Source organism: Myxococcus sp. AM010 (genome assembly GCF_013372585.1).
GTDB lineage: Bacteria > Myxococcota > Myxococcia > Myxococcales > Myxococcaceae > Myxococcus > Myxococcus vastator.
On record NZ_JABXEO010000054.1, the window covers coordinates 1 to 14000 of the forward strand.

Below are 14000 nucleotides of genomic sequence, written 5' to 3' on the forward strand. Positions count from 1 at the left end.
GGACGGTTGGGGCTCGAAAGAGGTGCCTCCCCGCCGGCGGGCTTGGGCAGGGGCACCTTGCTGCGCAGGGCGGACTCCACGTCCGCAGGGCGCCAGCCGAAGTGCTCGGCCACCGCGCTGAAGAGGGTGGCGCGCACCAGGCCCACGGGGACCTGGCCCACCACCGGCTTGAGCCGCTCGAGCGCTGCCATCTTCTCCTCGAAGCTCGCGGCCTTGCCCTCTGGGAGGAGCGAGGCGAACAGGTGGCTGGTGAGCGGGTGGGCGCCTTCCAGCAGCCGCTCCACGCCCTCCTGGCCCTCTCGACGCGCGAAGGTGTCGGGATCATCCCCTTGTGGCAGCAGGGCCACTCGCGCGGTCGCCCCCGCGGCGAGCAGGGGACCGGAGAGCCGTTCGACCGCGGCGAGGCCGGCCGAGTCTCCGTCCAGCAGCAGAATCAGCTCGCGGGCCTCGGCGCGCTTGAGCACCTGCATGTGCCCGGCGGTGAGGTTGGTGGAGCACAGCGCCACCGCGTGCCGCACGCCCACCTGGTGCAGGCCAATGGCGTCGAAGTAGCCCTCCACGAGCACGGCGGCCTTGCGCTTGCGCATCTCGTCGCGCGCCTGGTCCATGCCGAAGAGCGTCTCGCTCTTGTTGTAGAGCCGCGACTCGCGCGAGTTGAGGTACTTGGGCCCTTCGTCCGCGCCGACCAGCCGGCCACCGAAGGCGATGGGGCGGCCCTCCGGCGCGCGGATGGGCACCATCAGCCGGCTGCGGAAGAAGTCGTAGTAGCCGTCACCGCTGTTGCGCTTGAGGACCAGGCCGGCCTTCGCCGCCCACTCCAGCATGCCCAGCTTCTGGAAGCGCTCCGTCAGCGTGGCCCATTCGTGGGGCGCCCAGCCCAGGCCGAACGCCATGGCCGTCTCCTCGGAGACGCCGCGGCTGGCGACGTAGGCGCGGGCGGAGCGGCCCTCGTCCTGCTGCCACAGCATGGCGCGGAAGTGCTCGGCGGCCTGGTCCGTGGCCTCCTTGATTTGCTGCCGCTCCCGCATGCCGGGGTCCTGCTCGGCCTCCAGGTCCACGCCGAGCTCGCGGGCCAGATCCCGCACCGCGTCCAGGAACGTCTTGCCCAGGTAGCGCTGGACGAAGGACACCGCGTCACCGCTCGCGCGGCAGCCATGGCAGAAATAGAAGCGCTTCTCCGGCACCACGTAGAAGGAGGGCGTCTTCTCCTGATGGAAGGGACAGCAGGCCTTCCATTCGCGCCCGGCCTTCTTCAGGTCCACATGCCGGGAGATGAGCCCGACGAGGTCCACCCGGTCGAGGACCTCCTGGATCTTGTGCTCAGGAATCACGACGCCCACCCCCTGGCCCACCCCTGGGCGGGCCCAGCCCCTACATCCTGCCGGACAGGGCTGACGTCGCCTGCCCGCCGGCCGACCTGGCGGATCATCCCCAGGGGGGCGGAAGCCGGAGCGCTCGCGAGGGCAGGGGGTGGTTGCGGCATGGGGTGGACTCCTGAGGCCCCTGCGCGCGATTTTCCGCTGGGGTGAGCGGGCGCCGCGGCGGGACTGACCCAGGCACTTAATGACGGGGGGCCGAGGGAGCAAGTTTCCGCATCCCTGTCCAGCCCTTCAATGCAAAGGCGCCGCCGGTTTCCCGACAGCGCCAGCGCTGACCTCAAAACGGTGAATGGCTCAAGACAGCTTCGCGAGCTCCGCCTTCACGGCGTCGGAGATGGCGCGGCCTTCCGCCTTGCCGTGAATCCTGGCGTTGAGGTTCTTCATCACCGCGCCCATGTCCTTGGGACCCTTGGCGCCCGTCTCGGCGATGGCGGTGCGGACCTCGGCGGACAGCTCGTCGGCGGTCAGCTGCTTGGGCAGGTAGTTCTGGAGGATGCTGATTTCAGCCTCTTCCTTCTCCGCCAGCTCCGGGCGGCCGCCCGTCTTGAACTGCTCCACGGAGTCACGGCGCTGCTTGATGAGGCCGGCGATGACGGTGAGGATTCCCGCGTCATCCAGGGCGGAGGCGCCGGGCTCCACTTCCTTGTACTTCACCGCGCTCTTGAGCATCCGCAGCACGCTGAGCGTCAGCTCGTTCTTGGACCGCATCGCGTCCTTCAGGTCCGCGTCGATCCGCTCCTTCAGGGTGGCCATGGTCGCGACTCCGGAGGGTGAGACGTTGTTCAGGGGGACTTCGACGGCGGGAGCCAGGGCACCTGACAGCGGTGGGGCCCCGGCTCCTCGCGCGAGGCACGCGCCTAGAACGACTTGCGGGCCTTCTTCACAGCGCGCTTCTTGGCGGCGAGGGCCTTCTTCTTCCGCTTCACGGAAGGCTTCTCGTAGTGCTCGCGCTTACGGATCTCGGAAAGGATTCCAGCCTTCTCGGTGGCCTTCTTGAAACGCTTGAGAGCGCTCTCGATGGACTCTCCTTCCTTCACTCGGATACCGGGCATGCAGTCACCTCCTTCCGCCGTACGTAGATGTGGGTGTAGATCAAAAGGGGCAGCGGGTATGACCCACTGAGACGGAAAACGCAAGGCCGCTGGACGAAAACGCCAGGTCGGATGGACTACACTGTCCGCCTCGTGAGCCCGGCCCTCCTCCTGATGGTACTCCTGATGACTGGCCAGCAGCAGGGGGGGACGCCAACCCGTGAGTGCTGGATGTCCTGCCAGCGGCACGTGACGGACCCGGCCTTGCGCGCTCGGACCTGTCGCAGCTGCCTGCCGGGCGGCCAGGTGGATTCCTGGGTGCAGGGCCTGGCGGGGCAGCGGCCCATTCCCCGTGCGCCGCTCGTCTCCGCCATGAAGGATCCGGACTGGCGGGTGCGGTGGGCGGCGGTGCGCGCGGAGGCCAGGCGTCAGGGCGTCACGGAGCGCCGGGCGCTGGTGGATTGGGTCCTGGCGGAGCCGGTGTCGTCCAACCTGGACGCGTGTCTGACGGCGGCTCGCGCCGCGGCGGCCGCCGGGGCTTCCTCCGCGAGGTTCCTGCGGGAGGCGGGACCTCGGGGCGCCAACGCCGCGGCGCGTGTGTGGAGGCGCCGGGAGGCCATTCGCGAGGCGCTGGAGCTGGAGCTGTACGCGGAGGACCTGGCGGTTCGGAGTTCGGCGCTGGCCCACCTGGCCGGGTTCCTGGGCCGCAAGCCCGCACGCGTCGTCCTGGACGTCATGGCGACGCGGCCAGCGAGCTTGGATGCGGTCAGCGCCAGCGCGCTCAAGGTGGTGGCCGGGCGCAGCCGGTCGTCGGTGGGGCGGATGCTGCTGGACGAGGCGAAGCCCGCGGAGGAGGCGCGCATCAACCGGCTCTTCGCCGTGTATTCGGAGGAATTGGAGGGGATGCAGCCGGCGCTGACCGTGGCGGACCCCCTCCAGCGCCGGCGCGCGGTGGAGTCGCTGCGGGTGTACGGGCCGCTGGCGACGCGGGAGCTGGAGCGGGCGCTCGGGGATCCGGACCGGTGGGTGCGCCGGGACGCCGCGCGGGCGCTGGCCGAGGCGGAAGGCGTCCCGCTGCGAACGGTGGCGGAGCGGCACATCGAGTCGCGTGACGCGACCCACGCGCGGCCGTGGCTGGAGGCCATGGCGCGGGAGAAGGGGTGTGCGGCCTTCTTCCTGGGGACGGCCCGGGACAAGGCGCTGTCCGCGTCCGTCCGAGGGGCCGCGCTGGCACAGCTGGCGGACTGTAGCGAGGGGGCTCGGGACCGGGTGTCATCGGTGGAGTCGTTCCTGACAGATGCGCAGCCGCTGCTTCGCGCGGGGGCCGTGCGGGCCTTGAGCGGTTTGACGACGCGGCAACCGGGCGTGCCGGAGGCCACCTCGCGTGCGCTGAGGGACGGGGCTCCCGAGGTGGTGAGCGCCGCGCTGGAGTTGCTGACGCTTCAGCGGCAGACGTCCCGGGGCGATGACGCCGCGATGCTGCTGGAGTCGGACCATGCGGCGGTGCGCACCGCCGCCGCCGAGGCGCTCGAGCAGATCGGCCGCGCGTCCCATGTGAAGGCGCTGGCCGGGTGCCTGCGGGAGGACGCGGAGGCCGCGGTGCGGGTGGCCGCGGCCATGGCCCTGGGCCGGATCGGTGGCGCGCAGGCGGCGGCGGCGCTGTCGGACGCAGCGGCGCGCGACCCGGACTCCCATGTGAAGCACGTGTCGCGCGAGGCGCTGCGGCGGCTGGGCTTCGGCCCGTAGGCGCCGCGCCCGAAGCTCAGAGCCCGCTGACGGCCTTCGCGTCCACGCGGTTGCGGCCCGCGCGCTTGGCCCGGTACAGGTACTTGTCCGCCGCGGCGATGAGGTCCTCGGGCTGGGAGAAGTCCGAGTCCAGCAGCGTGGCCACGCCCAGGCTGATGGTCACCTTGATGGGCGTGCCACTGAAGACGAAGTCCGCCTTGTCCACGGCGTACCGGCAGCGCTCCGCGCACGCCAGGGCCTGGTCCTCGGCGGACTCGCGCAGCATCAGCGCGAACTCCTCGCCGCCGTAGCGCGCGAGCAGGTCCTCGGTGCGCACCGTGTCGCTCACCCGCTGGGCGATGCGCGTCAGCACGTAGTCACCGGCCGGGTGGCCATACGCGTCGTTGATCTTCTTGAAGTGGTCCACGTCGAAGAGGACCAGCGACAGCGGCACCCGGTGGCGCAGGCAGTAGCTGAACTCCTTGCGCACCGTCTCCAGGAAGTACTTCTTGTTGTAGACGCGGGTGAGGCCGTCACGCGTGGCGGACTCGTAGATGCTGCGCTGGTACTGCTCCTCCAGCGCGTCCTGGATGGAGAACTTGAGGACGGTGTTGGAGCCGATCTGGATCTTGTCGCCGTCGTAGAGCGGGGCGGCGTTGACCTTCAGGCCGTTGAGGTACGTCCCGTTGGTGCTGGCCAGGTCCACCAGCTGGAACCGGCCGTCTCCCAGCGCCACCACCTTGGCGTGCTTGCGGGAGATGCCGTCATCCTCGACCTGGAACTGCGCCTCGGAGCTGCGCCCCAGGACGACCTCGGAGCGGTCCAGCTTGAACATCCGCCCGATGCCCGCCGCGGACTTGGCGCTGATGACGATCAGATAGGCGCTCTGCTGCTGGGCGCTGCCCAGCAGGTCCGAAATCGAATGGACGGAAGTTTTCTCCTCGGACATCGCAGCACCCATCTTACGGGCCGCCTTTTCGCGGCGGCAAGCATACTGCCCGACTCTCCACTACTCTCCTCGGGGCCGCCGGGTGGCCGGGGACCTCCGGGGGGCCTCCGGGGCCACTGTCGGCCTCCCGACGGTCAACTCTCCGGCCACCGGCCCCTGGATGTAGCGCGCCAGGGCCCCGGACGCCCCGGAGTGGTAGGCCAGCCCCTGCATCAGCTTCACCAGGGCCGCCGACGGCGTCATGTCCGCGCCGCCCATCGCCCCGGCCTCCAGCGCCTCCGCTCCGGACTCATACAAGGAGAGGTCCACGCCATTCCGGTGCGCCTGGCTCACCACCACCACCGGGACGCCTCGCTCCCGCGCCTGGAGGAAGAGGGGCCTGAGCGAGCGCCCCTGCTCCGGATCGATGGGGAAGTTGCCTGCCCCATAGGCCTCCAGGACCAGTCCTCGGACGTGCGGCAGCAGCTGGAGCGGCAACGCCGGGTCCAGTCCCGGGTACACCTTGAGGAGGAAGACCTTGGGGTCCAGCCGCTCATGGAGGCGGAAGGCGCCGCGGGGCTTGAGGCCCGGCTCGAAGGTGGCGTCCACGCCCAGGGTGCCCAGCACGGGGAAGTTGGGGCTGTCGAAGGCGTCGTACTCGGAGACCTTCACCTTGCGCGCCCGGTTGCCCCGGTACAGGCGCGAGTCGAAGCAGATGGTGACCTCGCGAGGGCCGTGCAGCGCGGACAGCACCGCGTCGATGAGGTTGAGCCGCGCGTCCGAGCGAATCTTGCCCAACGGGCGCTGGGAGCCCGTCAACACCACGGGGCAGGGCGGGTTGCGCAGCATGAAGGAGAGGGCGCTCGCGGTGTAGGCGAGCGTGTCCGTGCCATGGGTCACCACGGCCCCGTCGAAGTGGGGAAGGCGCGCGTGGAGGTGCGCGGCCATCCGGCTCCAGAGCTCCGGCTGCATCTCCGAGCTGTCCAGGTTGCTGAACAGCTCCAGCTCGATGTCAGCCAGCTCGAACAGCTCCGGCGCGCGGGCCTTGAGCGTCTTGAAGAAGGCCGCGGGCTTCAGGGCGGACGGGCGGCCCCCGGCCATTCCGAGCGTACCCCCGGTATGCAGCAGCAGGACTCTGGGCATGATGAACAGGGGCTTCCCTGCCAAGGCTGGCGTTGCTTTACAAGCCCCGCGCGCGTCGCTAAGACCCGCCGCGTGCTCCTTTCCTGCTGGAAGCGTGTCGTTCCCCTGCTGGCCGCCGCGGTCCTGACGGCCCCGGGGTGCAAGAATCCCGAGAGCGCGGCCCCGACCGGAGGGCAGCCGGCGTCGTCCGCCCCGGCCCCGCAGGCTCCCGCCGCTCCGGCGCCTTCCGAGCCCGTCGCCGCGCCCGTGGACCCGGTCGCCGCGGTGTCGGGCATCCCGGGCATGGACTTCTCCTCGCTGTCGCCCACGGCGAAGCGGGAGCTGGCCACCGTCTTCAATGACGAGTTCTGCTACTGCGGCTGCCCCCACACGCTGGGCGCCTGTCTGAAGTCGCACACCCCCTGCAAGCACGCCCGGCGCATGGCGCAGCAGGCCGCGCGGATGGTGTCCGAGGGCAGCCCGGCCACCGAGGTCATCCTCTCCCTGTCGACGTACTACGCCGCCTTCCGCGACCCGCGGGCGCAGTTCAAGGTGGATGACCGGATGTGCATGGGCCCGCTCAGCGCGCCGGTGACGGTGGTGGAGTTCTCCGACTTCGAGTGCCCGTACTGCGCCAAGGCTCGCCCGGTGCTGGAGGCCTTCGCCAAGAAGCACGCGCAGCAGGTGCGCTTCTGCTACCTGCCGTTCCCCCTGTCCATGCACCCCAACGCGAGGCAGGCCGCCCAGGCGGCGCTGTGGGCGAGGGACCAGGGCAAGTTCTGGCAGATGCACGACGCCCTCTTCGAGCACCAGTCCAACCTCAAGCCGGAGGCAATTGCCGCCCTGGCGACGTCGCTGGGCCTGGACGGCGCGAAGCTGGCGGCGCTGCTGAAGACGGACGCGTACAAGGAGGAGCTGGACGGCTACCGCGGCCAGGGCCGCGCGGCGGGCATCAGCGGCACGCCCGCCGTGTACTTCAACGGACGCGCGCTGGACCTGTCCTTCGTGGAGGCGCAGATGCTGACGCACAGCCTGGAAGACGAGCTGGAGTGGTCCGCCAACAAGAACGCCTGGGCGGCTGACTGACGCCGCCATGACACCCCGCTTCCGCATCGACGCGTCGGCGCAGCTCGTCCCCGAGGACCGGCACGTGCCCTCACCGCTGGCGGGGCGCTCGGGGACGTACGCGCTGATGGCGACGGCGCCCGACCTGCTGGTGTTCTCCCGCACGCCCGCGGAGGGCGGCTCCATCCCGGTGCCGCGCGTGGTGCTGGCGGGGGACGCGGGCGGCTTCCCGCTGTCGGACCTCATCGCCTTCCTCAGCCAGTCGCGCTGGAGCGGCGTGGTGCGCGTCCACTCGCCGGGCGGAGAGCGCTCGGTCACCCTGCGCGAGGGCGAGGTGCGCGGCGCCTCCTCCGACGACCCGGCCGACCGGCTGGGCGAGGTGCTGGTGCGGATGGGCTACGTGGAGCGCGCCCAGGTGGAGGCGGCGCTGCGCGAGCAACCGCCCTCCAAGGTGGGGCGCTCACTGGTGGAGAAGGGGCTGCTCAAGTCGCACGACCTCTTCAAGTGCGTCACCCACCAGGTGAGCGAAATCTTCCACGCCATCGTCCTGTGCCGGGAGGGGAACTTCTTCCTCATCGACCAGTCAGTGGAGGACAAGTCCGGTCACATCATCCAGCTGTCCACGCAGAGCCTGCTGATGGACAGCATCCGGAAGATTGACGAGATGGCGCACTTCCGCAAGCGCATCCCCCACGGTCGGCTGTACGTGACGCGCAAGCGCGCCTCGGACGGCAAGCTGGAGGAGGACGAGGACCGGGTGCTGGGCCTGCTCGACGGCCGGCGCACCATCCTGGAGCTGGGGCACGCCGCGCGCCTGTCGGAGTTCGACGTCACCAAGGTCGTCTTCCGCCTGCTGGAGGGCGGCTTCGCCTCGGTGACGGACAAGCCGCTGATGGTGCCGGGCCCGGGCGTCCCGACGCCGATTCCCCAGCCGCCCGAGCGCACGACGCAGGCCGCGGCGCCGGCCCGCACGCCCGCGCGCGCGGTGGTGACGGTGGACCCGCGCCCGGTGGCCCGCGTCTTCAACTTCATCTTCCGGGAGATTCGCGACGAGGTGGCCAAGCAGGGCATGGACCGCGAGTTCATCGCCGCGGCCAACGCGGCCCTCTCCGGTCAGGGCCTGACGTCGTCGCCGGTGCTGGAGGGGCTGGCCTTCGCTCCGGACGGCAGCCTCCCGGAGAGCAAGCTCATGGAGAGCTTCGAGCGCCACCGCGCCCAGCTGGGCAGCGAGCCCCTGGCGACCTTCCGGCAGGCGCTCAGCGACATGATGTTCTTCCTGCTCTTCCAGGCCGGTGAGTTGCTGGAGTCACGCGCGGACGAGGACCTGGCCCGCCGCGTGAAAGAACTGCTGTCCACGCTCGAGGCATCGTGACGGATTCAGGTTGGCCGCGTCTGACGGCGGAGGTGCCCGGCTGTGGGGGCGCCTTCAAGCTGGTGCCCGAGGACTTCGAGGTGGAGGAGGTCCCCGCCTACCTGCCTTCCGGCGAGGGCGAGCACCTCTACCTCTGGGTGGAGAAGCGGGGCCGTGACACGCGCGAGCTGGTGCGCGCGCTGGCCGCGTCGCTGGGCGTGTCCGAGGACGACATCGGCGTGGCGGGGATGAAGGACCGGCACGCCATCACCCGTCAGCTGGTGTCCGTGCCCGCGCGCGCCGAGCCGAAGGTGCCGGAGTTCGCCCTGGACGGCGTCCAGGTGCTGTGGACGAAGCGCCACGGCAACAAGCTCCGCACCGGGCACCTGCGGGGCAACCGGTTCCGCCTGCGCCTGCGCGGCGTGAAGGACTCCGGCGCGGCGCGGGAGAGTTTCTCCCGGCTGGTGGCGCAGGGCGTGCCCAACTACTTCGGCGAGCAGCGCTTCGGCCGGGCAGGGGACAACGCCGACCTGGGCCGGCTGCTGGTGCTGGGCCAGCGGTTGCCGAAGCGGCCGGACCGTTTCCAGCGCAAGCTGTACCTGTCCGCCTTCCAGTCGCGCCTGTTCAACCAGGCGCTGGCGGCGCGGCTGCGCGCGGGGACGCTGGCCACCGCGCTCGCTGGCGACGTGCTGCGCAAGGAGGAGACAGGTGGCCTCTTCGTGTGCGAGTCACCCGAGGTGGACGGGCCCCGCGTGGACGCCTTCGAGGTGAGCCCGGCCGGGCCGCTCTTCGGACCGAAGATGACGGCGTCCGCCGGCGCCGTGGCCGAGCTCGAGGCGCGGCTGCTGACGGAAGCGGGCGTCACGCCGGACGACTTCAAGCGCGGTGGTGGTGAGACGGAAGGCAGCCGCCGGCCCTACCGCGTCCGCCTGGGCTCGCCCGAGCTGACCGCGGAGCAGACGGCGGACGGCGAGGACCTCTGGCTCACCTTCGAGCTGGCTCGGGGCGCGTATGCCACCGAGGTCCTCCACGAGCTGCTCAAGGACGGCTGAGCCCCCGAAACGACGACGCCCCCGTGGGCGCGAGGCCCCGGAGGCGTCGGGTGCGTCGGGCCCCGGCCAGGTGCGGCCGGGGCAGGGCGGCTGTTATTCCGCCACCTTGAACTCGGTCCGGCGGTTCATCGCGCGGCCCGTCTTGGTGCTGTTGGGGGCAATGGGCTGCGTCTCGCCAAAGCCCACGGCCTTGATGCGGCCCGGGTCGATGCCGCGGCGGATGAGCTGCGCCATGACCGAGTCCGCGCGGCGCTGGGACAGGCGCAGGTTGGACGCGTCGTTGCCCAGCGAGTCGGTGTGGCCTTCGATGCGGATGCGCTTGATCCACGGCGCGTCGCGCAGGGCCTGCGCCACGTCGTCGAGCACCGCGGTGCTCTGCTTGCCGTAGATTTTGTGCGAGCCGGAGCTGAAGAGGATCTGCTTCTTGATTTCAATCCGGTCGCGCTTGATGACGACCATCTTGTACTGCTTGGCGCAGCCGCGCTCCTCCTGGACGCCCGGCTCCTCGGGGCACGCATCCAGCCGGTCCACGATGCCGTCTCCGTCGGTGTCCTTGTCCGCGCAGCCGCCATTCTCCGCCGGGCCGGCCTCGCCCGGGCACTTGTCCTGGACGTCCGGCGTGCCGTCGCCGTCGTTGTCCAGGTCGGGGCAGCCGTCCTCGTCCTGGAAGCCGTCCTTGTCCTCCGGCTCGTCCGGGCACTTGTCGTCCACGTCGAGGACGCCGTCACCGTCCTTGTCGACGATGGGGCAGCCCAGGTTCTGCATGGGGCCGGCCTCGTCGGGGCACTTGTCGGCCGTGTCGACGATGCCGTCGTTGTCGTTGTCCAGGTCGGGGCAGCCGTCCTCGTCCTGGAAGCCGTCCTTGTCCTCGGCCTGGTCGGCGCACTTGTCCTCGTTGTCGGGGATGCCGTCGCCGTCGCGGTCCTTGGGCGCCTCGGCCGGGCAGCCCTGGTTCTCCGGCACGCCGGGGGTGAGCGGGCACTTGTCGTTGCCGTCCAGCACGCCGTCGTTGTCGTTGTCCGGGTCGGGGCAGCCGTCCTCGTCCTGGAACCCGTCCATGTCCTCGGTCTGGTCGGGGCAGGGGTCGTCCTTGTCCAGGATGCCGTCGCCGTCGCTGTCCGTCTCCTCGATGCGGACCACCACCTGCGGCTGTTGCGGTTGCTGGGGTTGCTGCGGCTGCGGGGCCTCCGGCCGCTCGCGGACCAGCACCTGGCGCGGGCCACAGCTCTTGGAGCGTTCCAGCGCGCGGTTCACCGCGGCGTCGGCGGTGCGCGCGTGGGTGTCGGCGCGGCCGCTGTTGCCCTGGCTCAGCTCGCCACGGGCGAAGTCGAGGTGGGCCTCCGCGGTGGCCAGCTCCACGGGCGCGCAGCGCAGGGCGCCGCTACGGCGGGCGCGCTCCACGTTGGCCGCGAGCACCTCCGTGTCCGCGCGAATCTTGCTGCCGCTGACACAGGAGAGGGAGAAGAGGAGGGGAAGCAGCGTGACGAGGAAAGGACGCGTCATCGGGGAGCGCTCGGTCATCACGGGTTCGGAGTGCGGCCGCCGGGCTCGTTGCCGCCGGCCACGGCCATGGCCTTCTCGCGGGCCTCGTTGGCGTAGCGGGAGGCCTTCACGGCGAAGTCAACGCCCGCTTGATAGTCGGAGTACCCCACCTCCTCGCGGGCCTTGCCGATGTACAGGTTGGCGGCGGTCCACTCGTAGGGAGCGAGCTTCTCCGCCCCGGCGGTGCGCGCGGCCTGAATCTGCACTTCAGCGTCGAGGATGTTCGCGGTGGACTTCACGGGGCCGCACGCGGTGAGCGTCCCCGACACCGCCACCAACGCCATCAGCTTCTTCATAGGGTGGCGCCTTGAGAGAGAGGTGAAACCTGACGGTCGTATCAATCGCCCTCGGGAGGGTCAAGAATCGGGCAGACGCGCCGGCCGGGGGGCCGGGCATGTGGTGGGACTTTGACGGCTGGCTCCGCCCTTGCCATCGTCGGGGGCCCGTGCCTTCGTCCGTCCGCCTCGTCCTCCTCCTCTCGCTGCTCCTCCCCTGGACCGCCCTGTCTGGACCGGCGTCCGCCGCCAAGCGGAACTCCCGGCGCGCGGACACGGACGCGGTCATCCAGACCGTGGTGCGGGGTGGCGCCGTCCCCGCGGCCATCTCCCGCCTGCGCTTCCTGCGCGAGGAGGCCTACGCGGCCCGGGAAATCGCCTCCACGCTGCGCACCGTCCACGAGGAGCGGCTGCGCCGCAACCTCGCCGCGGTGCTGGCGGGGCTGGGAACGCGCGCCGCCGAGCCCACCCTGGCGGGCCTGGCGTCGGACGAGGACAGCGCGGTGCGGATGTACGCGGCGCAGGGTCTGGCGAAGCTCCACAGCCGGCTCACCCAGGTGCTGGTGCCGCTGCTGGAGGACAAGAGCAGCGGGGTGCGCCGCGAGGCGGCGCGGGCCCTGGGCGCCTCGCGCAATCCGAAGATGGGCGCCTTGCTGGTGAAGACCGCCCGGAAGGAGCCGGAGCTGGAGGTGCGCGCGGCCCTGCTCGCCGCCGTGGGGGAGGCGGGGGACGCCAAACAGGGGCCGGCCCTCAAGGAGTTCCTCGCCAGCGATTCGGAGAGCACCCGCTTCGCGGCGGCGCGAGGCCTGTGCCGGCTGGGCTCTCCGGACGGCTTCGCCTTCGCGGGCAAGCTGCTGGGCTCCGACGACCGCTTCGTGCGCCGGCAGGGCCTGGAGCTCTACGAAGGTGTCAGCGCGAAGAAGGCCGCGCCCGCGCTCAAGCCGCTGCTGGAGGACAAGGACCGCGTGCTGGCCGCCAGCGCCGCCCGCATCCTCCACGAGGGCGGGGACGCGTCGATGCTGGAGTGGCTGGTGCTGGCGTCGTGGAACGCGAAGTCCGACGAGAAGCTCGCGTACGAGCGGGAGCTGGAGACGCTCCAGCTGCGTGACGACCGGCGCAAGGCCATCCTCCGCAAGGCGGGTGTCGCGCAATGAAGGTCGCCGCGGTCCTGGCCGCGGCCCTGCTGTCGCAGGCGCCCGCGGTCTCCACGCCCTCGGAGGACGTGGGCGCCCGGCCGGTGAAGCCCAATGGCTGGGTGGGGCTGGGCGCACAGGCGCGCGCCGCGCTCGTGTCGGAGGACGCGGACGCGCCGCTGGCCGGGCGGCTGCTGCGGATGAGCGAGCGCTTCATCAACACGCCCTATGTCCTGTCGCCGCTGGGCGAGGGCCAGGGCGTGGACCCCGACCCCACCTTCCGGCTGGACGCGGTGGACTGCCTCACCTTCGTGGAGCAGTCGATGGCGCTGAGCCTCGCGGGCAGCGAGGACGAGGTGGCGCCGCTGCTCGAGCGCATCCGCTACGCGAGCGCGCCCACCTATGAGGACCGCAACCACCTCATGGAGGCGCAGTGGCTGCCCAACAACATCCGAAAGGGCTTCCTGTCGGACGTGACGCGGCGCTACGCGGGCAATGACGCCGTCAAGGTGACGAAGTCGCTGACGGAGCGCACCTGGCAGTCGCGCTCGTCGCAGGCGCTGGGCCTGCCCAAGGCGCGGCAGGTGGTGGGCACGTACTCCTTGAACATGCTGCCCCTGGAGCGGGTGATGGCGCACGCGCGCGACATCCCCTCGGGCACCATCCTGGTGGTGCTGCGGGAGGACCTGCCGCTGAAGGCCACCCGCATCACCCACCTGGGCTTCGTGGTGCAGCGCAAGAAGCGCACGTACCTGCGCCACGCCTCGCGCGGGGGCTACAACCGCGTGGTGGACGAGGACCTGGAGACGTTCCTGGCCCGCAACGGCCGCTATTCGAAGTGGAGGGTGACGGGCGTCAGCCTCTTCGAGCCCCGCCGCCCCGCTGTGCCGAGCGGCGGCTCGGTGTCGCGCCCGGTGCCCTGAGCGCCGTTCAGGAGGCCGGTGGCGGCGCGGCGGCGGGGGACTCGCTCTCCCGCTCCTCGGCCTCCGCGGCGGCCGCGGCCTCGTCGTTCGTGGCCAGCTCCCGCAGGCGCTCCTGCTCAATCAGCGTCGCGGCCCGGACCTGCAGGTCGGCGGGGACGTGGATTTCCCACCAGGGCAGCACGTTGCCGGTGGTCAGCTTGTCCACGACGCCCGAGCGGCCAGCGCGCACCAGGACGGGGATGTTCGCGTCCTGGAGGAGCTGCGCGTAGGCCTCTGCGGTGAAGGGGTCCTCCGCGGAGCCGGCCCGGACGAAGACGCGGGTATCCAGCTCATGCGGGAGCGGCAGCCCCCTGCTGCGCATCTCCTCCGCGCTCACGAGGAGCGGGTTGCCTGGACAGTCAGCGCACGCGTTGACGCCGTCCTGATACTCGGAGCCGCACCTGGCACAGTATTTCATCGCCGTCCCTCCAGCCC

Annotated in this window: 14 protein-coding genes; 6 read left to right on the forward strand and 8 right to left on the reverse strand. The window is 71.1% G+C overall.

Annotated features, from left to right (window positions below):
* From dnaG to rpsU, 3 genes are all read right to left on the reverse strand, one after another.
* Positions 1–1340: DNA primase (gene dnaG, locus HV826_RS23055; RefSeq protein WP_176419169.1), on the reverse strand; the 1340-nt coding region annotated here is incomplete at its 3' end.
* 333 nt (positions 1341–1673) lie between these two features.
* Positions 1674–2132: a GatB/YqeY domain-containing protein gene (locus HV826_RS23060; protein ID WP_176419170.1), complete on the reverse strand. Its 459-nt coding sequence runs from the start codon at positions 2130–2132 to the stop codon at positions 1674–1676.
* Positions 2133–2236: 104 nt separating this feature from the next.
* Positions 2237–2431: a 30S ribosomal protein S21 gene (gene rpsU / locus HV826_RS23065; RefSeq protein WP_002614080.1), complete on the reverse strand. Its 195-nt coding sequence runs from the start codon at positions 2429–2431 to the stop codon at positions 2237–2239.
* 111 nt (positions 2432–2542) lie between these two features.
* Here rpsU and HV826_RS23070 point away from each other — a divergent pair, with 111 nt between their 5' ends.
* Positions 2543–4156, forward strand: coding sequence for a HEAT repeat domain-containing protein (locus HV826_RS23070; RefSeq protein WP_176419171.1), 1614 nt, complete (start codon positions 2543–2545; stop codon positions 4154–4156).
* 16 nt (positions 4157–4172) lie between these two features.
* On the opposite strand, the gene HV826_RS23075 is transcribed toward HV826_RS23070, so the two are convergent.
* Together HV826_RS23075 and HV826_RS23080 are read right to left on the reverse strand one after the other, a co-directional pair.
* A complete protein-coding gene (locus HV826_RS23075; protein ID WP_044891111.1) occupies positions 4173–5084 on the reverse strand; it encodes a GGDEF domain-containing protein in 912 nt (303 codons plus the stop codon).
* Between the two features lie 60 nt (positions 5085–5144).
* Positions 5145–6206, reverse strand: a complete 1062-nt coding sequence (locus HV826_RS23080) for an asparaginase (protein WP_176419172.1) — start codon at positions 6204–6206, stop codon at positions 5145–5147.
* Positions 6207–6278: 72 nt separating this feature from the next.
* Here HV826_RS23080 and HV826_RS23085 point away from each other — a divergent pair, with 72 nt between their 5' ends.
* Genes HV826_RS23085 through truD form a run of 3 tightly spaced genes read left to right on the forward strand, consistent with a single transcriptional unit; the run spans position 6279 to position 9653 of the window.
* Positions 6279–7271, forward strand: a complete 993-nt coding sequence (locus tag HV826_RS23085) for a DsbA family protein (protein WP_176419173.1) — start codon at positions 6279–6281, stop codon at positions 7269–7271.
* 7 nt (positions 7272–7278) lie between these two features.
* On the forward strand, positions 7279–8622 hold the full coding sequence (locus tag HV826_RS23090) for a DUF4388 domain-containing protein (protein WP_176419174.1): 1344 nt from the start codon (positions 7279–7281) through the stop codon (positions 8620–8622).
* Positions 8619–9653 carry a tRNA pseudouridine(13) synthase TruD gene (gene truD / locus HV826_RS23095; RefSeq protein WP_176419175.1) on the forward strand — a complete coding sequence of 345 codons (1035 nt, stop codon included), beginning with the start codon at positions 8619–8621 and terminating at the stop codon, positions 9651–9653. Before HV826_RS23090 ends, truD begins: the two co-directional genes overlap by 4 nt.
* Before the next feature lie 93 nt (positions 9654–9746).
* Here truD and HV826_RS23100 read toward each other — a convergent pair whose 3' ends face one another.
* Both HV826_RS23100 and HV826_RS23105 read right to left on the reverse strand, forming a co-directional pair.
* Entirely contained in the window at positions 9747–11156 is a 1410-nt protein-coding gene (locus tag HV826_RS23100) for an OmpA family protein (RefSeq protein WP_176419176.1), read from the reverse strand.
* A gap of 17 nt (positions 11157–11173) precedes the next feature.
* Positions 11174–11491: a DUF4398 domain-containing protein gene (locus HV826_RS23105; protein ID WP_163785162.1), complete on the reverse strand. Its 318-nt coding sequence runs from the start codon at positions 11489–11491 to the stop codon at positions 11174–11176.
* 98 nt (positions 11492–11589) lie between these two features.
* Between HV826_RS23105 and HV826_RS23110 the strand changes: the two genes are divergently transcribed.
* Positions 11590–12624, forward strand: a complete 1035-nt coding sequence (locus HV826_RS23110) for a HEAT repeat domain-containing protein (RefSeq protein WP_176419177.1) — start codon at positions 11590–11592, stop codon at positions 12622–12624.
* The gene (locus HV826_RS23115; protein WP_176419178.1) at positions 12621–13526 is read left to right on the forward strand and encodes an N-acetylmuramoyl-L-alanine amidase-like domain-containing protein; all 906 of its coding nucleotides are present in this window, start codon (positions 12621–12623) and stop codon (positions 13524–13526) included. Before HV826_RS23110 ends, HV826_RS23115 begins: the two co-directional genes overlap by 4 nt.
* A gap of 7 nt (positions 13527–13533) precedes the next feature.
* Here HV826_RS23115 and HV826_RS23120 read toward each other — a convergent pair whose 3' ends face one another.
* Entirely contained in the window at positions 13534–13983 is a 450-nt protein-coding gene (locus HV826_RS23120) for a hypothetical protein (RefSeq protein WP_176419179.1), read from the reverse strand.
* Between the last annotated feature and the right edge of the window lie 17 nt (positions 13984–14000).

Excerpts from the sequence above, each read along its gene's own strand:
- HV826_RS23060 (WP_176419170.1), bottom strand. The coding sequence starts at position 2,132 with ATGGCCACCCTGAAGGAGCGGATCGACGCGGACCTGAAGGACGCGATG.
- rpsU (WP_002614080.1), bottom strand. The coding sequence starts at position 2,431 with ATGCCCGGTATCCGAGTGAAGGAAGGAGAGTCCATCGAGAGCGCTCTC.
- HV826_RS23070 (WP_176419171.1), top strand. The coding sequence starts at position 2,543 with ATGGACTACACTGTCCGCCTCGTGAGCCCGGCCCTCCTCCTGATGGTA.
- HV826_RS23075 (WP_044891111.1), bottom strand. The coding sequence starts at position 5,084 with ATGTCCGAGGAGAAAACTTCCGTCCATTCGATTTCGGACCTGCTGGGC.
- HV826_RS23080 (WP_176419172.1), bottom strand. The coding sequence starts at position 6,206 with ATGCCCAGAGTCCTGCTGCTGCATACCGGGGGTACGCTCGGAATGGCC.
- HV826_RS23090 (WP_176419174.1), top strand. The coding sequence starts at position 7,279 with ATGACACCCCGCTTCCGCATCGACGCGTCGGCGCAGCTCGTCCCCGAG.
- HV826_RS23100 (WP_176419176.1), bottom strand. The coding sequence starts at position 11,156 with ATGACGCGTCCTTTCCTCGTCACGCTGCTTCCCCTCCTCTTCTCCCTC.
- HV826_RS23105 (WP_163785162.1), bottom strand. The coding sequence starts at position 11,491 with ATGAAGAAGCTGATGGCGTTGGTGGCGGTGTCGGGGACGCTCACCGCG.
- HV826_RS23110 (WP_176419177.1), top strand. The coding sequence starts at position 11,590 with ATGTGGTGGGACTTTGACGGCTGGCTCCGCCCTTGCCATCGTCGGGGG.
- HV826_RS23115 (WP_176419178.1), top strand. The coding sequence starts at position 12,621 with ATGAAGGTCGCCGCGGTCCTGGCCGCGGCCCTGCTGTCGCAGGCGCCC.
- HV826_RS23120 (WP_176419179.1), bottom strand. The coding sequence starts at position 13,983 with ATGAAATACTGTGCCAGGTGCGGCTCCGAGTATCAGGACGGCGTCAAC.